At 68.2% G+C, this 20,407-nt stretch carries 19 protein-coding genes and 1 tRNA gene; 10 read left to right on the forward strand and 10 right to left on the reverse strand.

What is annotated here, in order from left to right; translation table 11 throughout:
* Positions 1-222 precede the first annotated feature (222 nt).
* Both KB221_14570 and KB221_14575 read left to right on the forward strand, forming a co-directional pair.
* Positions 223-897: an OmpA family protein gene (locus tag KB221_14570; GenBank protein WIY69278.1), complete on the forward strand. Its 675-nt coding sequence runs from the start codon at positions 223-225 to the stop codon at positions 895-897.
* A 238-nt stretch (positions 898-1,135) separates the two neighbouring features.
* Entirely contained in the window at positions 1,136-1,273 is a 138-nt protein-coding gene (locus KB221_14575; GenBank protein WIY69279.1) for a hypothetical protein, read from the forward strand.
* Here the strand turns inward: KB221_14575 and KB221_14580 are convergent.
* Both KB221_14580 and KB221_14585 read right to left on the reverse strand, forming a co-directional pair.
* Positions 1,270-2,574 carry a UDP-glucose/GDP-mannose dehydrogenase family protein gene (locus tag KB221_14580; protein WIY69280.1) on the reverse strand — a complete coding sequence of 435 codons (1,305 nt, stop codon included), beginning with the start codon at positions 2,572-2,574 and terminating at the stop codon, positions 1,270-1,272. The genes KB221_14575 and KB221_14580 overlap by 4 nt on opposite strands.
* A gap of 150 nt (positions 2,575-2,724) precedes the next feature.
* Positions 2,725-3,897, reverse strand: a complete 1,173-nt coding sequence (locus KB221_14585) for an outer membrane beta-barrel protein (GenBank protein ID WIY69281.1) — start codon at positions 3,895-3,897, stop codon at positions 2,725-2,727.
* A gap of 199 nt (positions 3,898-4,096) precedes the next feature.
* Between KB221_14585 and KB221_14590 the strand changes: the two genes are divergently transcribed.
* Together KB221_14590 and KB221_14595 are read left to right on the forward strand one after the other, a co-directional pair.
* Positions 4,097-5,005, forward strand: a complete 909-nt coding sequence (locus tag KB221_14590; protein ID WIY69282.1) for an SDR family NAD(P)-dependent oxidoreductase — start codon at positions 4,097-4,099, stop codon at positions 5,003-5,005.
* A 61-nt stretch (positions 5,006-5,066) separates the two neighbouring features.
* Positions 5,067-6,269 (forward strand): acetyl-CoA C-acyltransferase, encoded by a 1,203-nt coding sequence (locus KB221_14595; protein ID WIY69283.1) that lies wholly within the window; start codon positions 5,067-5,069, stop codon positions 6,267-6,269.
* Between the two features lie 78 nt (positions 6,270-6,347).
* On the opposite strand, the gene KB221_14600 is transcribed toward KB221_14595, so the two are convergent.
* The gene (locus KB221_14600; GenBank protein ID WIY69284.1) at positions 6,348-7,070 is read right to left on the reverse strand and encodes a YafY family protein; all 723 of its coding nucleotides are present in this window, start codon (positions 7,068-7,070) and stop codon (positions 6,348-6,350) included.
* Between the two features lie 146 nt (positions 7,071-7,216).
* On the opposite strand from KB221_14600, the gene KB221_14605 reads away from it, so the two are divergent.
* Complete coding sequence (locus tag KB221_14605) at positions 7,217-7,828, forward strand: glutathione S-transferase family protein (protein WIY69285.1); 612 nt, start codon at positions 7,217-7,219, stop codon at positions 7,826-7,828.
* On the opposite strand, the gene KB221_14610 is transcribed toward KB221_14605, so the two are convergent.
* The 3 genes from KB221_14610 to otsB are packed head-to-tail and all read right to left on the reverse strand — an operon-like array spanning position 7,825 to position 11,818.
* Positions 7,825-9,252 (reverse strand): trehalose-6-phosphate synthase, encoded by a 1,428-nt coding sequence (locus KB221_14610; GenBank protein WIY69286.1) that lies wholly within the window; start codon positions 9,250-9,252, stop codon positions 7,825-7,827. The genes KB221_14605 and KB221_14610 overlap by 4 nt on opposite strands.
* A complete protein-coding gene (locus KB221_14615; GenBank protein ID WIY69287.1) occupies positions 9,249-11,033 on the reverse strand; it encodes a glycoside hydrolase family 15 protein in 1,785 nt (594 codons plus the stop codon). The genes KB221_14610 and KB221_14615 overlap by 4 nt, the downstream gene beginning before the upstream one ends.
* A complete protein-coding gene (otsB, locus tag KB221_14620) occupies positions 11,030-11,818 on the reverse strand; it encodes a trehalose-phosphatase (protein ID WIY69288.1) in 789 nt (262 codons plus the stop codon). The genes KB221_14615 and otsB overlap by 4 nt, the downstream gene beginning before the upstream one ends.
* A 122-nt stretch (positions 11,819-11,940) precedes the next feature.
* On the opposite strand from otsB, the gene KB221_14625 reads away from it, so the two are divergent.
* The gene (locus KB221_14625) at positions 11,941-12,936 is read left to right on the forward strand and encodes a KpsF/GutQ family sugar-phosphate isomerase (protein ID WIY69289.1); all 996 of its coding nucleotides are present in this window, start codon (positions 11,941-11,943) and stop codon (positions 12,934-12,936) included.
* A gap of 6 nt (positions 12,937-12,942) precedes the next feature.
* Here KB221_14625 and KB221_14630 read toward each other — a convergent pair whose 3' ends face one another.
* On the reverse strand, positions 12,943-13,557 hold the full coding sequence (locus tag KB221_14630) for a CAP domain-containing protein (protein ID WIY69290.1): 615 nt from the start codon (positions 13,555-13,557) through the stop codon (positions 12,943-12,945).
* A 208-nt stretch (positions 13,558-13,765) separates the two neighbouring features.
* On the opposite strand from KB221_14630, the gene KB221_14635 reads away from it, so the two are divergent.
* The 4 genes from KB221_14635 to KB221_14650 all read left to right on the forward strand — a co-directional run bounded on the left by KB221_14635 (position 13,766) and on the right by KB221_14650 (position 19,052).
* The gene (locus KB221_14635) at positions 13,766-14,971 is read left to right on the forward strand and encodes an acetyl-CoA C-acetyltransferase (protein ID WIY69291.1); all 1,206 of its coding nucleotides are present in this window, start codon (positions 13,766-13,768) and stop codon (positions 14,969-14,971) included.
* Between the two features lie 11 nt (positions 14,972-14,982).
* The gene (locus tag KB221_14640; GenBank protein WIY69292.1) at positions 14,983-17,160 is read left to right on the forward strand and encodes a 3-hydroxyacyl-CoA dehydrogenase NAD-binding domain-containing protein; all 2,178 of its coding nucleotides are present in this window, start codon (positions 14,983-14,985) and stop codon (positions 17,158-17,160) included.
* Between the two features lie 106 nt (positions 17,161-17,266).
* Positions 17,267-18,940 (forward strand): amidohydrolase, encoded by a 1,674-nt coding sequence (locus tag KB221_14645; GenBank protein ID WIY69293.1) that lies wholly within the window; start codon positions 17,267-17,269, stop codon positions 18,938-18,940.
* Positions 18,941-18,978: 38 nt separating this feature from the next.
* A tRNA-Gly gene (locus KB221_14650) sits at positions 18,979-19,052 on the forward strand.
* A 4-nt stretch (positions 19,053-19,056) separates the two neighbouring features.
* On the opposite strand, the gene KB221_14655 is transcribed toward KB221_14650, so the two are convergent.
* From KB221_14655 to KB221_14665, 3 genes are read right to left on the reverse strand one after another with little or no spacing between them, the layout of a single operon-like run.
* Positions 19,057-19,227 (reverse strand): hypothetical protein, encoded by a 171-nt coding sequence (locus KB221_14655; protein ID WIY69294.1) that lies wholly within the window; start codon positions 19,225-19,227, stop codon positions 19,057-19,059.
* Entirely contained in the window at positions 19,224-19,439 is a 216-nt protein-coding gene (locus tag KB221_14660) for a hypothetical protein (GenBank protein ID WIY69295.1), read from the reverse strand. Before KB221_14660 ends, KB221_14655 begins: the two co-directional genes overlap by 4 nt.
* Positions 19,436-20,407, reverse strand: a complete 972-nt coding sequence (locus KB221_14665; GenBank protein ID WIY69296.1) for a TraB/GumN family protein — start codon at positions 20,405-20,407, stop codon at positions 19,436-19,438. Before KB221_14665 ends, KB221_14660 begins: the two co-directional genes overlap by 4 nt.

Here is a 20,407-nt window from a genome sequence, read left to right on the forward strand (position 1 = left end):
CTTGCGGGCGGTGGCGGCGGTCTCGGGGTTCAGGGTCTCGCTCACGTCAGGGCCTCATCGTTCTTCTACTGGCGGTTCCATACGCCCTAAGCCGCGAACTTGGCAAAGACGGGACGGTATCGCGCCGCCGGATTGTTCGTTCAGCCCCGGTACAGGTCGGAACCTTCACCGTAAGCTCGCGTTTCGGCGCCAGACAGGTTTTCACAGACAGGACTCCCCACCATGCGCAGCAAGCTTCTCCTCACCGGCGCCAGCGTCGCCATCCTCCTCGGCGGCGCGGCCTGCACGACCATGGATCCGTACAGCTCTGCACCGCGCCGCAACAACACCGGCACGGGCGTGATCGCCGGTGCCCTGGGCGGGGCTCTGCTGGGCTATCTGACCAACACCTCGAACTCCGAGGAAGGCCGCAAGAACGCGCTGATCGGTGCCGGCATCGGCGCCCTGGGCGGCGCCGCCGTCGGCCAGTACATGGACCGCCAGCAACGTGAGCTGGAAGCCGAGCTCTCGGGCTCGGGCGTCGGTGTGGCCCGTCAGGGCGACAATCTCGTCCTGCGCATGCCGTCGGACGTGACCTTCGCCTCCAACCAGTCGTCGATCAACCCGCGCTTCAACGCGACGCTGGACGACGTGGCCGGCGTGCTGAACCGCTATGACCAGTCGATCGTCGACATCGTCGGCCACGCCGACTCGGACGGCGCGGACGAGTACAACCTCAACCTCTCGCGTCAGCGCGCCTCGTCGGTGGCCCAGTATCTGGTCAGCCGCAATGTACTGGCCGACCGCCTGTACGTCGACGGGCGCGGCGAAAGCGCCCCGATCGCCTCGAACGACACCGCGGCGGGCAAGGCGCAGAACCGCCGGGTCGAGATCCTGATCCGTCCGTTCCGCGGCTAGGCGCTCAAATCACGCGGCCCCATCGCGAGCATTGGCGCACCACTCGCGCTCAAGCAGCGAGCGACCGCGTCGCGAGCGTTAGCGCACACAATGAAGGGCGGAGCTTCGCGGCTCCGCCCTTTTTTGTCGTCGGACACCGTTCCGTGACTTGCGGCGCAACGCTTCCGGTGCTGGATACGGACCGCGCACGTTGCGGGGGAATCGTTTGCGACCGGACCATCAGGAATTCGCCGACGGGGTGAAATTGGCCGCTATCGCCGCGGTCTCGGCCGTGCTGACAGCGACGGTCGTGATCGGTGCCGGCCGGGCGCTTCTGCCCCGGGGCGAGGCCCCGGTCGTCGCCGCCGAGCTGACCCCTGTGGTCCTGCGGCGCTAGGCCCGGCCGATCGAGGCGTAGCGGAAGCCGCGAATCCGCATTTCGTCGGGCCGGTAGACGTTTCTCAGATCGACCATGACGGGCTGCTGCATGAGCAGCTTGATGCGATCGAGATCGAGTGCCCGGAACTGGTCCCATTCGGTCACGATCACCACCACATCGGCACCCGTCACGGCCTCATAGGGACCGTCCTTGAACTGGACGCCTTCGAGCATCCGGGCCGCCTCATGCATCCCTTCCGGATCGAACGCCTGGACGGTCGCGCCCATGGCGATCAGGGCCGGCGCGATATCCAGCGACGGGGCGTCGCGCATGTCGTCGGTATTCGGCTTGAACGTCAGGCCCAGCAAGGCCACCGTCTTGCCTTTCATCTCGCCGTCCAGCGACGCCGCGACCTTGCCGGCCATGGCCTTCTTGCGCGCATCGTTGATGGCCACCGTCGTCTCGATCAGGCGGACCGGTGAGCCCGCGTCAGTCGCGGTACGCACCAGGGCCAGGGTGTCCTTGGGAAAACACGAGCCGCCGTAACCGGGCCCGGCGTGCAGGAATTTGGCGCCGATCCGCTTGTCCAGGCCAATGCCCCGCGCGACCTGCTGCACATCGGCCCCGACGGCCTCACACAGGTCGGCCATCTCGTTGATGAAGGTGATCTTCATCGCCAGGAAGGCGTTGGCGGCATATTTGATCAGTTCCGAGGTGCGCCGGCCGGTGAACAGGATAGGCGTCTCGTTGAGGTTCAGCGGCCGATAGAGTTCGCGCATCACCGCCTGGGCCCGCGCATCGTCAGTGCCCACGACCACCCGGTCGGGTCGTTTGAAGTCCTCGATCGCGGCGCCCTCGCGCAGGAACTCCGGGTTCGAAACCACGGCGAAGTCGGCGTCAGGCCGGCGCTCGCGAATGATCCGCTCGATTTCGTCGCCCGTTCCGACGGGGACGGTGGACTTGGTCACCACGACGGTGAACCCCTCGATCCGGTCGGCGATCTCCGCAGCGGCGGCATGGACGTAGGACAGATCGGCGTGACCATCCCCACGCCGTGACGGCGTGCCCACGGCGATGAACACCGCATCCGCTGCCCGGATCGCCTCGCCCCCGTCCAGGGCGAAGCTCAGCCGGCCGCCGCGCACATTGGCCGCCACCAGATCATCCAGACCCGGTTCAAAGATCGGAATCTCGCCCCGCTCCAGTCGCTCGATCTTGGAGGGGTCCGTGTCCACGCAGGTCACGTCATGGCCGAAGTCGGCGAAACACGCCCCCGAAACCAGGCCCACATAGCCCGTGCCAATCATCGCTACGCGCATTGAAACCTGCCCTTCGTCCGTCGGGCGGAGATAGCGAGCGGCAGGGGTTTTGACCACCCCGCGCACCGCATTCCGATCCGACAAAGCAAAACCGCCGGCCCCCTTTCGGGGACCGGCGGCTCTGTGTTGCTGGCCTTCGGCCTTCCGGGTTTAGCGGAAGTTGATGCCGATGGTGGCGCGACGGTTGAGCGGCTCACGCACGCCGTCGGCGGTTGCGCGGGCCAGGGCGGTTTCGCCCTTGCCGTCCAGCGAGATCACGCCGCCGTTGACGCCCTGGGCGACCAGGGCATCAGCCACGGTGCGCGAACGGCGGTTCGACAGGCCGACGTTGTACGCCGCGGAACCCGAGGTGTCGGCGTGACCGACGACCAGGATGCGCGTCGGACGACCCGACTTGGCGTAGTTGGCGGCTTGCGTCACCACCGACGAGGCTTCGGCCGTCAGGTCCGAACGATCCCAGTCGAAATACACCACGAACTCACGCGCGGCCGGAACCGGAGGCGGCGGGGGCGGGGGAGGCGGCGGGGGCGGCGGGGGCGGGGGCGGCGGGGGCGGCGGGGGCGGGGGAGGCGGCACATAGTCCGGCTCGTCCGCACCGAACGCATAGCGCAGGCCCAGCGTCAGGGTGTGGCTGTTGTCATAACGGCCCGCGAGCGGACCGATAGCCGACGGGGCCGACGACACGAAGGTCGCGGTCTCGAAGTTCGACATCAGATAGCGATAGGTCAGGTCCAGATGGGCCCGGTCGCTGATCGCGAAGGCCAGACCGGCAATGGCTTGCGCCGCCAGTTCGGTCGAGCTGTCGTCAGCGCCGACGCCCACGCCGCGCAGGGTGGTCGAGCCACCCAGCGTGCCGAGGAACTCGGTGTTGACCCGGTTCATGCCGGCGCCCAGACCGATGAACGGACGCAGGGCATCGCCCTCGCTGCCGAAATCATAGATCACATTCATCATCAGCGACGCGGCGCTGATCTCGCCGTCCGGCCCGACGCAGGGGCTGGCAACGGGACCGATGGCGCAGACGCCCGACGGAAGGCCAGCGCTCGGGCTGGTGATCGTCTCGATGTCGTTCGAGCGATAGCCGCCCTCGAGCTCGACACGCCAGTTCTGGTCGAACCGGTAGCCCAGACGGGCGAAGGCCGCCCAATCGTCCTGGGCTTCAAAGTCGAACTGGCGACCCGTGGTCTGCGACCGCGACTCGATGGTGTCGATCGTGTGGTAGCCCGCGTCCACCGCGCCGTACCAGCCGTTCGGCTCGGCGTTGGCGACGCCGGCTGCGAACAGCCCTGCCATCGCGACGCCGGCGAGAAGTTTCACCTTCATCATATCCCTCATATTCAGTTGTTGCCCGAAAGACCCCGTTTATACGGGGCGCTCGCAAGGCCGAACGACAATGTAGGTCGCCGGTTCCTCATTTTGGCTACGAATGCGGCGACTGTGGCGCCGTTTCAACACATTGGGCCGCTTTTTCCCCGATCAGAACGCCTGCTAGGAAGCGGGGACAGAATATGGAGCAGACGAGATGGCGATGAGATTCGACGGACGTGTGGCGATCGTGACGGGCGCGGGAGGCGGCCTTGGCCGGGAACACGCCCTCGCCCTCGCGAAACGCGGCGCAAAGGTGGTCGTCAACGACCTCGGCGGCGCGCGCGATGGCTCCGGCGGATCCGCCACGGCCGCCGAATCGGTCGTGGCCGAGATTGTCGCCGCGGGCGGCGAGGCCATGGCCAACGCCGCCTCCGTCACCGACCATCCTGCCGTCGAGGCCATGGTCGCGGACGCCATGGCGAAATGGGGCCGGGTCGACATCCTCGTCAACAACGCCGGCGTCCTGAGAGACAAGACCTTCGCCAAGATGGAGATGGACGATTTCCGCTTCGTCATGGACGTCCACCTGATGGGTGCCGTCCATTGCACCAAGGCGGTCTGGGACATCATGCGCGAGGCCAACTACGGCCGCATCGTCATGACCACCTCGTCCTCGGGCCTCTACGGCAATTTTGGTCAGTCCAACTACGGCGCCGCCAAGATGGCCCTTGTCGGCCTGATGCAGACCCTGTCGATCGAGGGGGTGAAGAACGACATCCGCGTCAACTGCCTGGCCCCGACCGCCCATACGCGCATGACGGAAGACCTCGGTGCCCGGCTGCCCCTCGAGCTGCTGGGCCCGGACACCGTCTCCCCCGGCCTGCTGCATCTGGTCAGTGAGGACGCGCCCAGTCGCTGTATCCTGACCGCCGGCGCCGGCGGTTTCGAACGGGCCTATGTCACCTTGACCCAGGGCATCCGCGCCGTAGGCGACGACGCTCCCGAGCAGGTGGCGGCCCGCTTTGCCGAAATCTCCGACCGCACCGGCGAGATCGTGCCCGAGATGGGCGCCGCCCAGGGCATGATCGAACTGACCAAGGCGCAGGCCGCCCACAAGGGATGAAGCCTTGCGTTGACGTGACGGCAGGCGGCTAAACCCCAGTTCCAAGAGATGGAGAACTCCCATGCGTGAAGCGGTGATTGTTTCGACGGCCCGGACCCCGATCGGCCGGGCCTATCGCGGGGCGTTCAACGACACCCAGGCCCAGCAGCTGGGCGGTCACGCCATCCGCCATGCCGTCGCCCGCGCCGGCATCGATCCGGCCGAGGTCGAGGATGTGGTCATGGGCGCGGCCCTGCAGCAGGGCTCGACCGGGACCAATGTGGCACGGCAGGCGGCGCTTGCCGCCGGCCTCCCGGTCACAACGGCGGGCATGAGCCTGGACCGCCAGTGCGCCTCGGGCCTGATGGCCATCGCCACGGCGGCGAAGCAGGTGATCTTCGACCAGCAGAAGGTCGTCGTCGGCGGCGGGCTGGAGTCCATCTCCCTGGTCCAGAACCAGAACATGAACTTCCACCGCGCCAGGGACGAGGACCTGCTGAAGCTGGCGCCGCACATCTATATGTCGATGCTGGAAACCGCCGAGATCGTCTCCCGCCGCTACGGCATCAGTCGCGACGTCCAGGACGAATACGCGCTCCGCTCCCAGCAGCGCACCGCCCAGGCCCAGGCCGATGGCCGGCTCGATGCCGAGATCGCGCCCATGACCACCACCATGCTGGTGATGGACAAGGCCACGGGCGAGACCTCCCGGAAAGAGGTCACCCTGTCGAAGGACGAGGGCAATCGCGCGGACACCACGCTCGAAGGTCTGAATTCCCTGAAACCGGTCTTCGGCTCCGGCGAGACGATCGAACAGGGCCAGTTCATCACCGCCGGCAACGCCAGCCAGCTTTCGGACGGGGCCTCGGCCAGCGTCATCATGGAGGCCGGTGAAGCGGTGCGGCACGGGCTTCAGCCGCTCGGCGCCTATCGCGGCATGGCGGTGGTCGGCTGCGAGCCGGACGAGATGGGAATCGGCCCGGTCTTCGCCGTGCCCAAACTGCTCAAGCGCCACGGCCTGACCATCGACGACATCGGCATCTGGGAGCTGAACGAGGCCTTCGCCGTGCAGGTGCTCTACTGCCGCGACCGGCTGGGCATTCCCGAAGACCGGCTCAACGTCTCGGGCGGCGCGATCTCCATCGGCCACCCCTACGGCATGTCGGGTGCCCGGATGACCGGCCACGTCCTGATCGAAGGCAAGCGGCGCGGTGCCAAATACGGCGTGGTCACCATGTGCATCGGCGGTGGCATGGGCGCGGCGGGCCTGTTCGAAATCTACTGAGGCAGTCAGCCGCGCCCATCACCGGGAAGGGCTGAAACCGCTGCGCGGTTTCAGCGGCGCGGCGGGCCTGTTCGAAATCTACTGAGGCATCGGCCGGCCCGCCGCCTCCCAGGCGGCCCGTTCGGCTTCAACCCTGGCATACCAACGGGCCCGCAGGACGGCGGGTCGCCCGGGATACCGGTCGTCCAGAAACTCGGCGTCGACCACGCGGTCGGCGCGGAAGGTGCGGAAGTCGTCGCGGCTTTCGCACCAGCCGACCAGCAGCCGCTTGGTCTCGCGATAACCGACCAGACACGGCCAGATGACCCGCAGGGTCTCGTTCCCCTGCTCGTCCGCATAGTGCAGCCGCAGCTTGCGCCCCGCGTGGATCCAGGCGCGGACCCTGGACATGTCCAGCGTCTCGACCTCGTGCCCCCACGCCGGGGCGCTGGCGACCGCGGGCTCAAGCAGCACGGGCCGCAGCTTTTCCGGCACCGTGGCCGCGATCTTGGCGATCAGGTCGCGGGCGGCGCGGGCGAGGGCCGGATCGCCGCGTCCGGCCACCCATTGCGCGCCCAGCACCGCCGCCTCGACCTCGTCCGAGGTGAGCATCAGCGGCGGCATGTCGAAGCCGCCGTCCAGCACATAGCCGATCCCCGCCTCCCCCCGGATCGGCACCCGCTGGGCCATGAGGGTGGCGACGTCGCGGTAGATGGAACGTTTCGACGTCTCCAGCTCGACCGCCATGGCATCGGCCGTGACCGGTTTCGACGACCGGCGCAGCACCTGGATGATCTGGAAAAGGCGGTCCGCGCGTCTCACTGGCCCACTCTCGATGACGACTGCTGACAGCATGCTGGCAGCAGGGTGGCAGTAGTCAATCCCGGTCGGCGGCAAAGGGTCGCCGGCGCGCTCAGGCAGCGAGGCGCCATGCGCCGGGCGGCAGCGCGACCCTGAAGGAGACTGCCATGCTGACCCTCTTCCACGCGCCCCGGTCGCGTTCGAGCCGCATCGTCTGGCTGCTGGAGGAGATCGGCGTCGACTATGACCTTCGCTACGTCGACATCTTCCGCAACCTGACGGGCACAGGCGCGCGCGATGCCGCAAACCCGCATCCCGACGGCAAGGTCCCTGCCCTTGCTCACAAGGACGCACTGGTGACCGAGTCGGCGGCGGTGGCCCTGTATTTGACAGACCTGTTTCCCGAAGCCGGGTTGGGCGCATCGGTCGGATCGCCTGAACGCGCCGCCTATGTCACCTGGCTGGCCTGGACGGCGGGCGAGATGGAGCCGGCCTACTGGGGCAAGATCACCGGCCAGACCAACGCAGATCCTCTGGTCCAGGCCCGTTACGACGCCGTCATCGCCCGCCTGTTCGGTGCCCTGGAGCGGGGCCCATATCTCATGGGCGAGCGGTTCACCGCAGTCGATGTGATGGTCGGCAGCGCCCTGTCCTGGGGCCGCGAATACTCGCCGGACAGTCCCCTGCTGGACTCCTATCTGGCGCGGATCATGGACAGGCCGGCCAATGCCGCGGCGACCGCGAAGGACGGTGAACTGACCGAACCGCAGGGTGCCTAGGCCGCGCGGACGGGAGCGGCGTCGCTGGTCCCGTCTCCAGGCCGCTCAACGGCTCGCAGCATCGAGACGAAGTCGTCACGCCAGATGCCGACGTCCGTGTCGCGCACCACCTGCATCAGACAGGCCCATTTCCGCTTCCGCTCTTCCAGCGGCATGGTCAGGGCGCGCTGAATGGCGTCGGACAGTTCCTCGCGGCTGAACGGATTGACCAGCAGTGCCTCGCCCATCTGCTCGGCGGCCCCGGCGAAGCGCGACAGCACCAGCACACCGGGATCGTCCGGGTTCTGGGCCGCGACATATTCCTTGGCCACCAGGTTCATGCCGTCGCGCAGCGGCGTCACCAGCCCGACCCGCGCGGCGCGATAGATGCCCGCCAGCTGGTCGCGGCGGTAGGTGCGGTTCAGGTAGCGGATCGGCTGCCAGTCCATCTCGGCATAGGCGCCGTTGATGCGCCCCGCGAGCGCATCCAGCCGCCCCCGGATGTCCTGATAGCTGTCGACCTCATCGCGGGAGATGGGCGTGACCTGCAGCAGCAGGACCTCGGACCGCATGTCCGGATGGGTCTCGAGGAACTGCTCATAGCCGAGCAGCCGTTCCTCCAGTCCCTTGGAATAGTCCAGCCGGTCGACGCCGACCATCAGGGTCCGGAACGCCGCCGAGGCGGCCATCCGGTCATAGGTCCGGTTGCCGAGCGGCGAGTTCCGCGCCGCGATGAAGCCCTCGACGTCTATGCCGATCGGGAAGACGCCGGTCTCAACGGACTTGCCGAAGGCCTCGAGCGCGTCGTTCGGCAGCAGTCTGCCGTTCACGCTCGGCTCGGACGCCACATAGTCGCGGAACAGGTCCAGCCATTCCCGCGTCTGGAAGCCGATCAGGTCATAGTCGAACATCGCCTCCACCAGCCGGCGGTGATGCGGCAGGGTCACGAGCAGCTGTCGCACCGGCCAGGGCGTATGCAGGAAGAAGCCGATGCGGTTCTTCACACCCAGCCGGCGCAGATCCCGGGCCATGGGGATCATGTGGTAGTCATGGATCCAGATGATGTCGTCCGCCTGGATCAGCGGCGCCAGCACCTCGGCGAACCGGGCATTGGTCCGCTCATATCCCTCGCCATAGGACCGCTCATAGGCGGTCAGGTCGACCCGGTGGTGGAACAGCGGCCACAGCGTCTTGTTGGCATAGCCGTTGTAGTATTCGTCGACGTCCTGGGCCTCCAGATCGACGAGGGCGACGGTGACCCCGGCCCGATCCTCGAACTTGGCCTCCCCCGTGAAATGCCCGACCGTCTCCCCGGACCAGCCGAACCACAGGCCGTCGTATTTCCGCAGGGCAGCCGACAGCGCCATGGCCAGACCACCGGCCGAGCCGGCCGCGGGGTCCTTCGGCGCGGATACACGGTTGGATACGACGATCAGGCGGCTCATCGCGCATCCGTCCAGGAACGGCTGAGCAGGACGGCGCAGTTGATGATGCCGACCAGGGAGTAGGTTTGCGGATAGTTGCCCCAGAGCTCCTTGTCCTCCAGGGAAAGATCTTCCGACAACAGGCCCGCATGCGTCCGCCGGCTGAGCATCTCCTCGAAGATTTCACGCGCCTCGGCGTCGCGGCCGTTCTGGTGCAGGGCCTCGATGAACCAGAAGGTGCAGAAGTTGAACGCCGTCTCCGGCTCGCCGAAGTCGTCCGGCTCGACATACCGGAACAGATAGGGGCCCTTCTTCAGGTCCCGTTCGATGGCATCGAACGTCGCGACCTGCCGCGGATCGCGGGCGTCAAGGAAGCCGAGGTCCGTCATCTGCAGCAGGGAAGCGTCCAGCTCCCGATTGCCGAAGCTGGCGGCGAAGCGGCCCTCGTCGGGCAGGAAGGCCTCGCGTTCGATCCGCTCCCGGATGATGGCCGCCCGGTCGGTCCAGAACACCGCCCGCCCGGACAGGCCCATGTGGCCGGCCGCCTTGGCGAGGCGGTCGCAGGCCGCCCAGCACATCACCGAGGAATAGGTATGCACCCGGGCAATGGTGCGGAATTCCCACAGGCCCGCGTCGACCTGGTCGTGCATGGCGAAGGCGCGATCGCCGACCTTCTCGAGGGCATGGAAGTCCTCGATCGTACCGGGCCGCAGCAGGCGCTGGTCATAGAAGGCCTGCACCAGCGGCAGGACGATCTGGCCATAGACATCGTGCTGCAGGTGTTCGCCCGCCTGGTTGCCGATGCGCACCGGCTTCATGCCGCGATAGCCGGCGACGGTTTCAGTGATCCGTTCGTCGATGTTCTCTTCAAGCCCGACGCCATAGACCGGCTGGACGTGACCGCCGGCGGAGGCGTCGACGAGGTTGCGCAGATAGCCGAGGTAGTTTTCCAGCAGGTCGACGGCGCCGAGCCGGTTCAGGGCCCGCACCACATAGTAGGCGTCGCGGATCCAGCAGTAGCGATAGTCCCAGTTCCGCCCGCTCTCCGGAAACTCGGGCACCGAGGTGGTCATGGCCGCGACGATCGCGCCCGTCTCCTCATAGGCGCAGAGCTTGAGCGTGATGGCCGCGCGGATCACCGCCTCCTGCCAGTCCAGCGGCAGGTAGAGGGTGCGGACCCAGTCCTGCCAGTAGGCGACGGTGCGGTCGAGAGCCGCCGAAACGCCCGGCCCGACATCCTGGTCGTAGCCCTCGTCAGGCCCGAAGAAGAAGGCCTGCGGCCGCTCCAGCCGGAAGGTCCGCTCCTTCAATATGTGGGATACGGGGCAGTCGGTCGTCAGCCGGAAGGTCACGTCCGTGCACAGATAGCGGATGTGGTTCGAGCCGTTCGTCGCCTCCGCCCGCCGGGCACCCCAGTCGGCGGAGGGACGCAGGCGCATCCGGATGCGCGGCGAACCACTGAGAGGCCGGACGATCCGGCCGAAGGCGAGTGGACGATAGGTGCGGCTGTGTTTCGGATGGCGCGGGGCGAAATCGATCACTTCGACCGATGCGCCATCCTTCGCCGTCAGAACGGTCCGGAGCACGGGCGTATTGCGGATATAGGCCTGCTCGACCGTCGCCAGCCCCTCCAGTTCGATGTCCCAGAAGCCGTGGTCGGGGTCGGACCCGTCCATCAGGGCCGAGAAGACCGGGTCGCCGTCCACCCTCGGGGCGCAGGCCCAGACGTAGCGACCGTCCCGGTCGATCAGGGCGCTGATCGAACAGTTGCCGATGGGGGCGAGGTCGAGGTTCGGGGTCACGGTTGCGGCTCCATGGCATCAAGCCAGTCGAGCACAGCGTCCACATCGGGCAGGGCGAAGGTCGCGGCGGTCGGACGCGGCGGACCGACCAGCACGCCGAAGCCGCCGAGACCGGCGGCGGCCCGGAAACCGTCCTCATCGGTCAGGTCGTCGCCCAGCATGACGGGAATGGCGCCGGCGAAGGGCGGCTCGGCCATGAAGGCTTTCAGCGCCGTTCCCTTGTCCGTTCCGGGCGTCTTCAACTCCACCACCTGGTTGCCGGCCTGCAGCGCCAGTCCGGTCTCGGCGGCCAGCGAACGGGCGAGGGCCTCGGCGGCGGCGGCCTCGGTCGGAGCCCCCCGAAAATGAAGGCCCGCCGACACGGCCTTGTCCTCGACGATCATGCCGGGACGCAGGCTCGCGAACCGCTCGAAGGCCGCGACCGCGTCGCGGACGCCGGCCGCCGCTGGCGCATGGTCCAGCGAGCCATCCGCGCGCCGGCGCTCCAGTCCGTGCACCCCGGAGGCGGGAGCGGCAGCGCGCTCGGCGATCCGGTCGATCTCGGCGATCGTCCGGCCACTGAGTATGGCGACCCGGCCGTCCAGCCGCTCGGCCAGCCGGCGCAGCACCGCCGTGCGGCGCGGATCGGGCACGACCGCATCCGGCGTGGCGGCCAGCGGCGCGAGCACGCCGTCCATGTCGAGGAACAGGGCGGGCCGCTGCAGGCGGGCGGGCGGTGGCGGCAAATGCGACAGCGCCCCGGCCGGCGCGGGCGCGCGGTCGGTGTTCAGGTTTGAGGTCCGCATGGCTGTTCCAACGCACCCGTGCGGCAAAGGTTGACCCCCGACCTCACTTTTCTCGCATCGCAGCATTCGGCCAGGGCAGGCTGACGATTGTGAAACCGCGCGGGATGGGCCAATTCCGCAGCATGACCGACGCCGCCGCACCCGCCCTCTCCGCCGATCCCGCCGCCATGACCGCGCGGGCCCGGGAGGTGATCCAGCTGAACATCGCCGCGCTTCAGGCGCTGGAGTCCGGCCTCGACGACAGTATCGCCCGCGCCTGCGACATCATCCTGTCCCGCCCCGGCTATCTGGTCGTCACCGGCATGGGCAAGTCGGGCCATATCGGCGGGAAGATCGCCGCCACCCTCGCTTCCACGGGCACCAACGCCTTCTTCGTCCACCCGGCCGAGATGAGCCACGGCGACCTCGGCATGCTGCGCAAGGACGTCACCCTGCTGGCCATCTCCAACTCGGGCGAGAGCCGCGAATTGCGCGATCCGCTGATCTACTGCCAGCGCGAGGGCATTCCGGTGATCGGCCTGACCCAGCGCCCGGGCAGCTTCCTCGGTCGCTCATCCGCCGTCTGCCTGACCATGCCGCAGGTCGCCGAGGCCTGCCCGAACGGACTGGCCCCCACGACCTCGACCCTGATGACCCTCGCCCTCGGCGACGCCCTGGCCATGGTGCTGATGGACCGCCGCGGCTTCACCGCCGAGGCGTTCGGACTACATCATCCGGGCGGCAAGCTGGGCATGAGCCTGCAGAGTGTGCGCGACTGGATGGGCGACCGTCCGCCCGCTCCGGCGACCGTTCCCCTGACCGCGACCTTCGCCGAGGTTGTTTCCGCGATCACGGAAGGCCGGAAGGGTGCCGTCGCCGTGCTGGACGGCGACGGACGTCTGGCCGGGATCGTCACCGACGGCGACGTGCGCCGGGCCTTCTCCCGCGACCTCAACGGCCTGACCGCCGCCGAGGTCATGAGCCCTTCGCCCAAGGTCATCGCCCCGGATGCGCGCATGAGCGACGCCGTCGACCTGATGACCCAAAACCGGATCGCCACCCTGCTGGTGGTCGAGGACGGGCGGCCCGTCGCCATCGTCCACATCGCCGAACTGATGCAGGCCGGCTACGTCGGCTAGGCTTGGTCAGAACGCCCGGCGCCCATCGACATTACCGGGCGGCGAATAGCGGCAGGCCAGCACCGACCGGTCGCCGCGTGTGGCAATGGCGCAGCCGACATGGGTCGTGCCGCGCCAGACCATCTGGGTGTAGTGGCCGACGGCGGTCCAGTCGCCGGTCCGGCTGACATTCGGAAAGACGCCGCGGACGTAGTCCCGTTTCTCGGCCGTCCACTCGCCGACCATTTCCTCAGGCGTCCAGGAGCGGCCGCCCCAGCCGGTCCACAGATTCTCGCCGTGTCCGTGACCGCTGAGATCGTGCTCGAACCGCCCACTGGCCAGCAGTTGCCGCGCCCAAGCATCGGCCTCCGCCGCAAGGGAGTCGTCCCATGTGAGGGCCGGTGTCCCGACCCGCGCGCGCTCCACGTTGTGAGCGGCGAGCAGCCGGGCCTCGACGGCACTGGATGGCCGTGAGTCCTGCGCCAGCGGAATCGGTACGATCGGCTGGGCCTGACGCGGCGCGGGCTCCACCCTCGGCGGGCCCGCCTGGAGCGGACCGGCCGGCATCGGAAAGTCGGTCGCGCAGGCCGCGCTGGCGACGGTCAGACCGGCCAGGGCGGCGAGCAAGAGGGAACGGCGCATTAAGCCTCCTTGGGAGCGCGCTCAATAGCGTACCCGCAGCCGGACTGTTCCCTCAAACCGCCCGATCCGGTTGCTTCTTCGCGACGAAATACTTGACGTTGACGTAAACGTAGGGTTTGTGGCCCGCAAGTTTCGATTCCGCACTCGCCCTCAAGCCGCGAGCCACTGCGTGGCGAGCGTAGGGCGCTCAAATGTGAGACGCACACCCATGGCCGAAGCCTATATCTACGACGCGGTCCGCACCCCGCGCGGCAAGGGCAAGAAGGACGGCTCCCTTCACGAGATCACCGGCCTCAGCCTCGCCACCCAGGTTCTGGAGGCGCTGCGCGACCGCAACGACCTCGACACCTCGAAAGTCGATGACGTCATCCTCGGCTGCGTGTCGCCGGTGGGCGAACAGGGCGCGGACATCGCCCGCACCGCCGTCCTCTCGGCCGGCTGGGCCCAGACCGTGGCCGGCGTCCAGATCAACCGCTTCTGCGCCTCCGGCCTCGAGGCGGTGAACATGGCCGCGGCCAAGGTGAAATCCGGCGAGGCCGATTTCGCCGTCGGCGGCGGCGTCGAGGCCATGAGCCGGGTGCCGATGGGCTCGGACGGCGGTGCCTGGCCCGTCGATCCGTCCAGCGCCTTCCCGACCTATTTCGTGCCCCAGGGCGTCTCGGCCGACATGATCGCCACGAAATACGGCTTCAGCCGCGATGACGTCGACGCCTACTCCATGGAAAGCCACAAGCGCGCCGCCGCCGCCTGGGCCGACGGCCGGTTCTCGAAATCGGTCATCGCCGTGAAGAACCAGCTCGGCCTGGTCCAGCTGGACCGCGACGAGACCATACGCCCCAACACCGACATGCAGTCGCTGGGCGGCCTGAACCCGTCCTTCGCCATGATGGGCGAAATGGCCTTCGACGCCGTGATCAACCAGCGCTACCCCGAGGTCGAGCGCGTCAATCACGTCCACACCCCCGGCAACTCCTCGGGCATCGTCGACGGCTCCGCCGGCGTCCTGATCGGCACCCTTGAAGCCGGCCAGGCCCTCGGCCTCAAGCCCCGCGCCCGCATCGTCGGTGCCGCCTCGATCGGCTCCGAGCCCTCGATCATGCTGACCGGCCCCGAGTTCGTGACGAAGAAGCTGCTCGCCAAACTCGGCATGACCACCGCCGACATCGACGTCTGGGAGCTGAACGAAGCCTTCGCCGCCGTGGTGCTCCGCTACATGCAGGCGCTCGACATCCCGCACGACAAGATGAACGTGAACGGCGGCGGCATCTCCATGGGCCACCCGCTGGGCGCCACCGGCGCCATGATCACCGGCATCGCGCTCGACGAGCTGGAGCGCTCCGACAAGTCGACCGCCCTGATCACCCTGTGCATCGGCGGCGGCATGGGCACCGCCACCGTCATCGAACGCGTCTGAGGATTTTGACCATGGAAAACTTCAAGATCGACGTCGACGCCGACGGCATCGCCCTGATCACCTTCGACGTCCCCGGACGGTCGATGAACACCCTGACCTCCGGCGTCATGGCCGAGATCCCGCAGTGGGTCGAACGGGTAAAGACCGACGACGCCATCAAGGGCGCGGTCCTGACCTCGGGCAAGGCGAGCGGCTTCTGCGCCGGTGCCGACCTCGGCGACATGGCCGGCGGCATGCTGGCCGGCGGTTCGCTGCAGGACGCCTATGATGCGGGCTGGAAGCTGAACGGTGCCCTGCGGGCGCTGGAGACCTGCGGCAAGCCGGTGGCGGCCGCGATCAACGGCCTGGCCCTCGGCGGCGGTCTCGAGCTGACGCTGGCCTGCCACTACCGCGTCGTCGCCGACGACTCGAAGATCCAGCTCGGCCTGCCCGAGATCAAGGTCGGCCTGTTCCCCGGCGGCGGCGGCACCCAGCGGCTGACCCGCCTGATCGGCGTGCAGGCGGCGATGACGGCGATGAGCGCCGGCTCGTCCTGGCGTCCGAAGGATGCCAAGGGCGCGGGTGTGGTCCATGAGGTCGTGGCCCGGGGCTCGGAAGTCGAGGCCGCGAAGGCCTGGATCAAGGGCGGCGGCAAGGCCGTGCAGCCGTGGGACGACAAGGGCTTCAAACAGCCCGGCGGCGGCCCCTACCACCCGGCCGGCATCCAGAGCTTCCTCGTCGGCAACGCCATGCTGCGCAAGCAGTCCTACGGCAACTATCCGGCCGTTCTGAACCTGATGAAGGCCGTCTACGAAGGCATCCAGGTCCCGATGGACGCGGCCCTGCGCATCGAGACCCGCTACTTCATCAAGACCCTGATGACGCCGCAGGCCCAGGCCATGATCCGCTCGCTGTTCCTGTCCAAGCAGGAGCTCGACAAGGGCGCTGTCCGCCCGGCGGGCGTGCCGAAGTCGGATCCGAAGAAGGTCACCGTCATCGGTGCCGGCATGATGGGCGCGGGTATCGCCTATGTGCAGGCGCTGGCCGGCATCGAGACCATCCTGATCGACCGCACCCAGGAGGACGCCGACAAGGGCAAGGCCCACGTCGCCGACCTGCTGAAGAAGCGCCTCTCGCGCGGCCAGATCACGCAGGAGAAGTTTGACGCCCTGCTCGGCTCGGTCACCGCGACGACCGACTACGACCTGATCAAGGGCTCGGACCTGGTCATCGAGGCCGTGTTCGAGAACCGCGAGATCAAGGCCGATGTGACGAAGCGCGCCGAGGCCCAGCTGGCCCCGGGTGCCGTGTTCGGCTCCAACACCTCGACCCTGCCGATCACCGGCCTGGCCGAAGCGTCCGTCCGGCCCGAGGACTTCATCGGCATCCACTTCTTCTCGCCCGTCGACAAGATGATGCTGGTCGAGGTCATTCTCGGCGAGAAGACCGGCGAGGCGGCGATCGCGAAGTCGCTGGACTACATCATGAAGATCAAGAAGACCCCGATCGTCGTCAACGACGGCCGCGGCTTCTACACCTCGCGCTGCTTCGGCACCTATGTGGCCGAAGGCATGGCCATGCTGGAAGAGGGCTATGCCCCCGCCCTGATCGACAACATCGGCCGCATGACCGGCATGCCCCGTGGCCCGCTGGAAATGCACGACGACGTGGCCCTCGACCTGTCGGTCAAGATCGCCAAACAGACGGCGCTCGACCTCGGCGACAAATACCAGCCCCTGCCCGGCTCCCACATCGTCCAGAAGATGGTCGAGGAGCTCGGCCGCTACGGCCGCAAGAACGGCATGGGCTTCTATGACTACGACCAGAAGCCCAAGAAGATCTGGGCCGGTCTGGCCGGCCTGGCACCGGTGAAGATCAACGACTCCACGCCGGAGCTGGTCGAGGACCAGAAGCAGCGCCTGCTGTATCGCCAGGCCGTCGAGGTCGCGCGTTGCTGGGAAGAGGGCGTCATCGACGACCCGCGCGAGGCCGATGTCGGCGCCATCCTGGCCTGGGGCTTCGCGCCCTGGACCGGCGGCCCGATCACCATGATCGACCAGACGGGCCTCAAGGCCTTTGTGGCCCAGGCGGACGATTACGCCGACCGCTACGGCGACCGCTTCAAGGTCCCGCAGCTGCTGCGCGACATGGCCGCCAAGGGCGAAACCTTCTACGGAAACTTCGCCGGGAAGCAGAAGGCCGCGGCCTGATTTTGGCACCTCCCTCCCCGTCACGGGGAGGGAGGGCCGCTCACCACCCGCTTGACGTTCGCGGCTTTCGGCTCCACCGGTCGCTCCTGAAACCGGGAGCCTCCGCATGATCCGCACCCTCGCTCTTGCCCTGCTGCTCGGCGGTGTCGCCTCGACGGCCGAGGCCCAGAATCTGATCATCCACGGCGGTCCGATCTACACCGGCGTCGACGGCGCACCGCCCGCCCAACAGGTGACCGTGGTCGACGGACGCATCACCTATGTCGGGCCGATGCGGCTCGAGCAGTCTCCGCCCGACGAGTACATCGACCTCAAGGGCGCCGCCCTGTTCCCCGGCTTCACCGACGGCCACGCCCACCTCGACGGTGTCGGCTGGCGCGAGTTGACGCTGAACCTCGAGGGCTCGACCTCGGTCGCCGAGGCGATGGCGCGCCTGACCGCCTGGGCCGAGGCTCATCCGGAGGGCCCCATTGTCGGACGGGGCTGGATCGAGACCCGTTGGCCGGAAGCCCGCTTCCTGACCGCCGCTGATCTGGACGTGGCCGCGCCGGGGCGGATCGTCCTGCTGAGCCGGGCCGACGGCCACGCTGTGGCCGCCTCCTCCGCCGCCCTCGCCGCGGCGGGCATTGACGTGTCGACCGTGGCCCCATCGGGCGGGGAAATCCTCAAGGGCCCGGACGGCCGGCCGACCGGTCTGCTGGTGGACGCGGCCGAACAGCTGGTCGCCGGGCTGATGCCGCAAGCTGATCCGGAAGCCCTGCGTGATGCCTATCGCGCCGGCTTCCGCGTCGAGGCCGCCTATGGCTGGACCGGGGTCCATTTCATGAGCGCGCCGTGGCGGGACATTCCCCTGCTGGAGGCCATGGCCGAAGCGGGCGAGGCACCCCTGCGCATCTACAACAGCGTCACCCCGGACGGTGCCGCTGCCCTGATCGCGGGCGGCCCGCGCAGCGTCGCCGACGGCCGCATCATCACCCGGGCGATCAAATACTATGCCGACGGTGCCCTTGGTTCGCGTGGCGCGGCCCTGTTCGAACCCTATGCCGATCGTCCCGACACCACCGGTCTGATGCAGATCACCGGCGAGGAGATCGTCCCCCTGTACGAGGCGGCGCTGCGCGGCGGCATACAGATCGCCACCCATGCCATCGGCGATCGCGGCAATGCTTCGGTAGCGGAGTGGTACAAGCAGGCGCTCGGTGCCGTGCCCGCCGCCGACCGGCCCCACGGTGCCGACGTGCGCTGGCGCATCGAGCACGCCCAGATTCTGCGCCCGTCGGACTATCACTGGTTCAGGGACCTGCCGATCATCGCCTCGATGCAGCCCAGTCACGCCATCGGCGACTTCCACTTCGCCCCTGCCCGCCTCGGCGACGTCCGGCTGGACGGGGCCTATGCCTGGCACAGCCTGGTCGACATGGGCGTGGTCGTGGTCGGGGGGTCCGACGCCCCGGTGGAGCGCGGCGACCCCCTGATCGAATTCTACGCCGCCGTCGCCCGCGCCGATCTGGAAGGATTCCAGGGCCCCGACTGGCGACCCGGCGAGGCCGTCGACCGGACCACGGCCCTGAAGATGTTCACTCTCTGGCCGGCGTACGCCAGCTTCCGCGAGGCCGAGCTGGGCACGATCGAGGTCGGCAAGCGGGCGGACTTCACCGCCTTTTCGGTTGATCTGATGACGGCACCCGTCGCCGACATTCTCAATGGCCGGGCGGTCCTGACGGTGGTGGACGGCGTGGTGGTCCACCGGGCGGAGAGCCCCGTGCGCATCGCGCCTTGATGCGCCGCGGCGTTCCGCCTAAGGCTGCGTCCGGCTCCGCGGGCGTGATGTAGTGGTAGCCTGAAAGCTTCCCAAGCTTTTCGTGCGGGTTCGATTCCCGCCGCCCGCTCCAGCCGTCAGGCCACAGATCGCCGCCGGTTGCCGTCCCAGCCATTGACCAGCAGGGCCGCCATCCCGACCCAGAACAGGATGTCCTGGACGCCCTCCTGAGGGGCGCGGGCGACGAACTCCAGCCAGGCCCACAGCAGGAAGGCGACGACGAAGACGATCGTGCTCACCTGTCTCATGCCTTCCTCCGGCGACTGAGGTCGATCCCCAGATCGACCGCGGAAAGGCAGAGGGTGGAGATCAGGGCCGTGAACCCGGCCTCGACCCATGACTCACCCCTGACGATGGCGATGACTGCGGCCAGCCAGACGAGGCCGATCAGGGCGATGACCGTGATCCTGACCCAGCGCGGATTGGTCGGGGCGGCCGGGGGCGCGGATCCGACCGTCACGGCGCGACCTCGACGTTGACGCCGCGGTCCTCAAGAATGTCCTGCACGCTGTCGTCTCCGGCCAGGTGGGCGGCACCCACGGCGATAAACGTCGTGCCCGAGCCTGCCAGCAGGGTCTGGATCTGGCCCGCCCAGTTGGCGTTCCGCTGCACCAGCAGGGCTTCGTACATGGCCTGGCTCTGGCCCTGCATCTCCGTGACCGCGAGGCGCTCGACGCTCGCGACATCGCCCGCGGCCCAGGCGTTGACCAGGGCATCCAGTTCGGTGGTCGCTTCGTCGAACGAGTCGAGGGTGGAGCGCAGGAAGGCCAGTTGCTCATCCTCCGGCATGCTGGCCAGAATGCGGATCTGTTCGTCCAGGGTCTCGAGCCCCTTGACCGGCTTTCCGGCGGCCTGGGCGCGGGCGCGCAGGGTCAGTTCAACGCCAGAGTTCGGGTCGTAGCCGGCCTTGGCCAGCGGAGCGAGGGCCAGGCTGAGCCCGGCGAACCAAGGACGGAAAATGTCGATCTGGGCCCCGGAGGCGCCGATGGTTTGGGCGGCGGCGTCGAGTTTGGCGAACTCCTCCGCGGTCAGCAGGCTGGACAGGGGCCGGGCCGGCGAGATGCCGTATTGCTGAACGAGCGGCATGACGGCGGCCTGATCGTCTGGGTTGGTGATCTCGAACCAGATTTCGGACGCGCTGTCGAAGGCGGCGTCGACGCGGGGCGAGCCCCATGCGGTTGTCGGGCGCAGGACGTGAACCGTGCCGAACAGATAGATGGTCGAATCCGCGTCCCGGACCACCCAGAGAGCGGGGCCGGCCCCCTCGGCCCGGGGCACGGCACGGGTGGCGGCCGGAGCGGGGGCGGCCTCGACGGCCTGGGCGAAGGCCCGGGCGGGCTGGAAGGCGACCGCGCCCGCCAGACCAAGGCCGAGCACGACGCCGAGGGCGGTGCGGGAGACGGATTTCAGGCGTGTGTTCAGGGTCAT

This window comes from Aquidulcibacter paucihalophilus (assembly GCA_030285985.1).
In the GTDB taxonomy this organism is placed as follows: domain Bacteria; phylum Pseudomonadota; class Alphaproteobacteria; order Caulobacterales; family Caulobacteraceae; genus Brevundimonas.

Bases quoted from the DNA above. Each gene is read 5' to 3' on its own strand.
- KB221_14590 (WIY69282.1), top strand. From the start codon at position 4,097: ATGGCGATGAGATTCGACGGACGTGTGGCGATCGTGACGGGCGCGGGA.
- KB221_14610 (WIY69286.1), bottom strand. From the start codon at position 9,252: ATGAGCCGCCTGATCGTCGTATCCAACCGTGTATCCGCGCCGAAGGAC.
- KB221_14630 (WIY69290.1), bottom strand. From the start codon at position 13,557: ATGCGCCGTTCCCTCTTGCTCGCCGCCCTGGCCGGTCTGACCGTCGCC.
- KB221_14585 (WIY69281.1), bottom strand. From the start codon at position 3,897: ATGAAGGTGAAACTTCTCGCCGGCGTCGCGATGGCAGGGCTGTTCGCA.
- KB221_14635 (WIY69291.1), top strand. From the start codon at position 13,766: ATGGCCGAAGCCTATATCTACGACGCGGTCCGCACCCCGCGCGGCAAG.
- otsB (WIY69288.1), bottom strand. From the start codon at position 11,818: ATGCGGACCTCAAACCTGAACACCGACCGCGCGCCCGCGCCGGCCGGG.
- KB221_14570 (WIY69278.1), top strand. From the start codon at position 223: ATGCGCAGCAAGCTTCTCCTCACCGGCGCCAGCGTCGCCATCCTCCTC.
- KB221_14605 (WIY69285.1), top strand. From the start codon at position 7,217: ATGCTGACCCTCTTCCACGCGCCCCGGTCGCGTTCGAGCCGCATCGTC.
- KB221_14640 (WIY69292.1), top strand. From the start codon at position 14,983: ATGGAAAACTTCAAGATCGACGTCGACGCCGACGGCATCGCCCTGATC.
- KB221_14595 (WIY69283.1), top strand. From the start codon at position 5,067: ATGCGTGAAGCGGTGATTGTTTCGACGGCCCGGACCCCGATCGGCCGG.
- KB221_14655 (WIY69294.1), bottom strand. From the start codon at position 19,227: ATGAGACAGGTGAGCACGATCGTCTTCGTCGTCGCCTTCCTGCTGTGG.
- KB221_14665 (WIY69296.1), bottom strand. From the start codon at position 20,407: ATGACCCTGAACACACGCCTGAAATCCGTCTCCCGCACCGCCCTCGGC.
- KB221_14625 (WIY69289.1), top strand. From the start codon at position 11,941: ATGACCGACGCCGCCGCACCCGCCCTCTCCGCCGATCCCGCCGCCATG.
- KB221_14580 (WIY69280.1), bottom strand. From the start codon at position 2,574: ATGCGCGTAGCGATGATTGGCACGGGCTATGTGGGCCTGGTTTCGGGG.
- KB221_14645 (WIY69293.1), top strand. From the start codon at position 17,267: ATGATCCGCACCCTCGCTCTTGCCCTGCTGCTCGGCGGTGTCGCCTCG.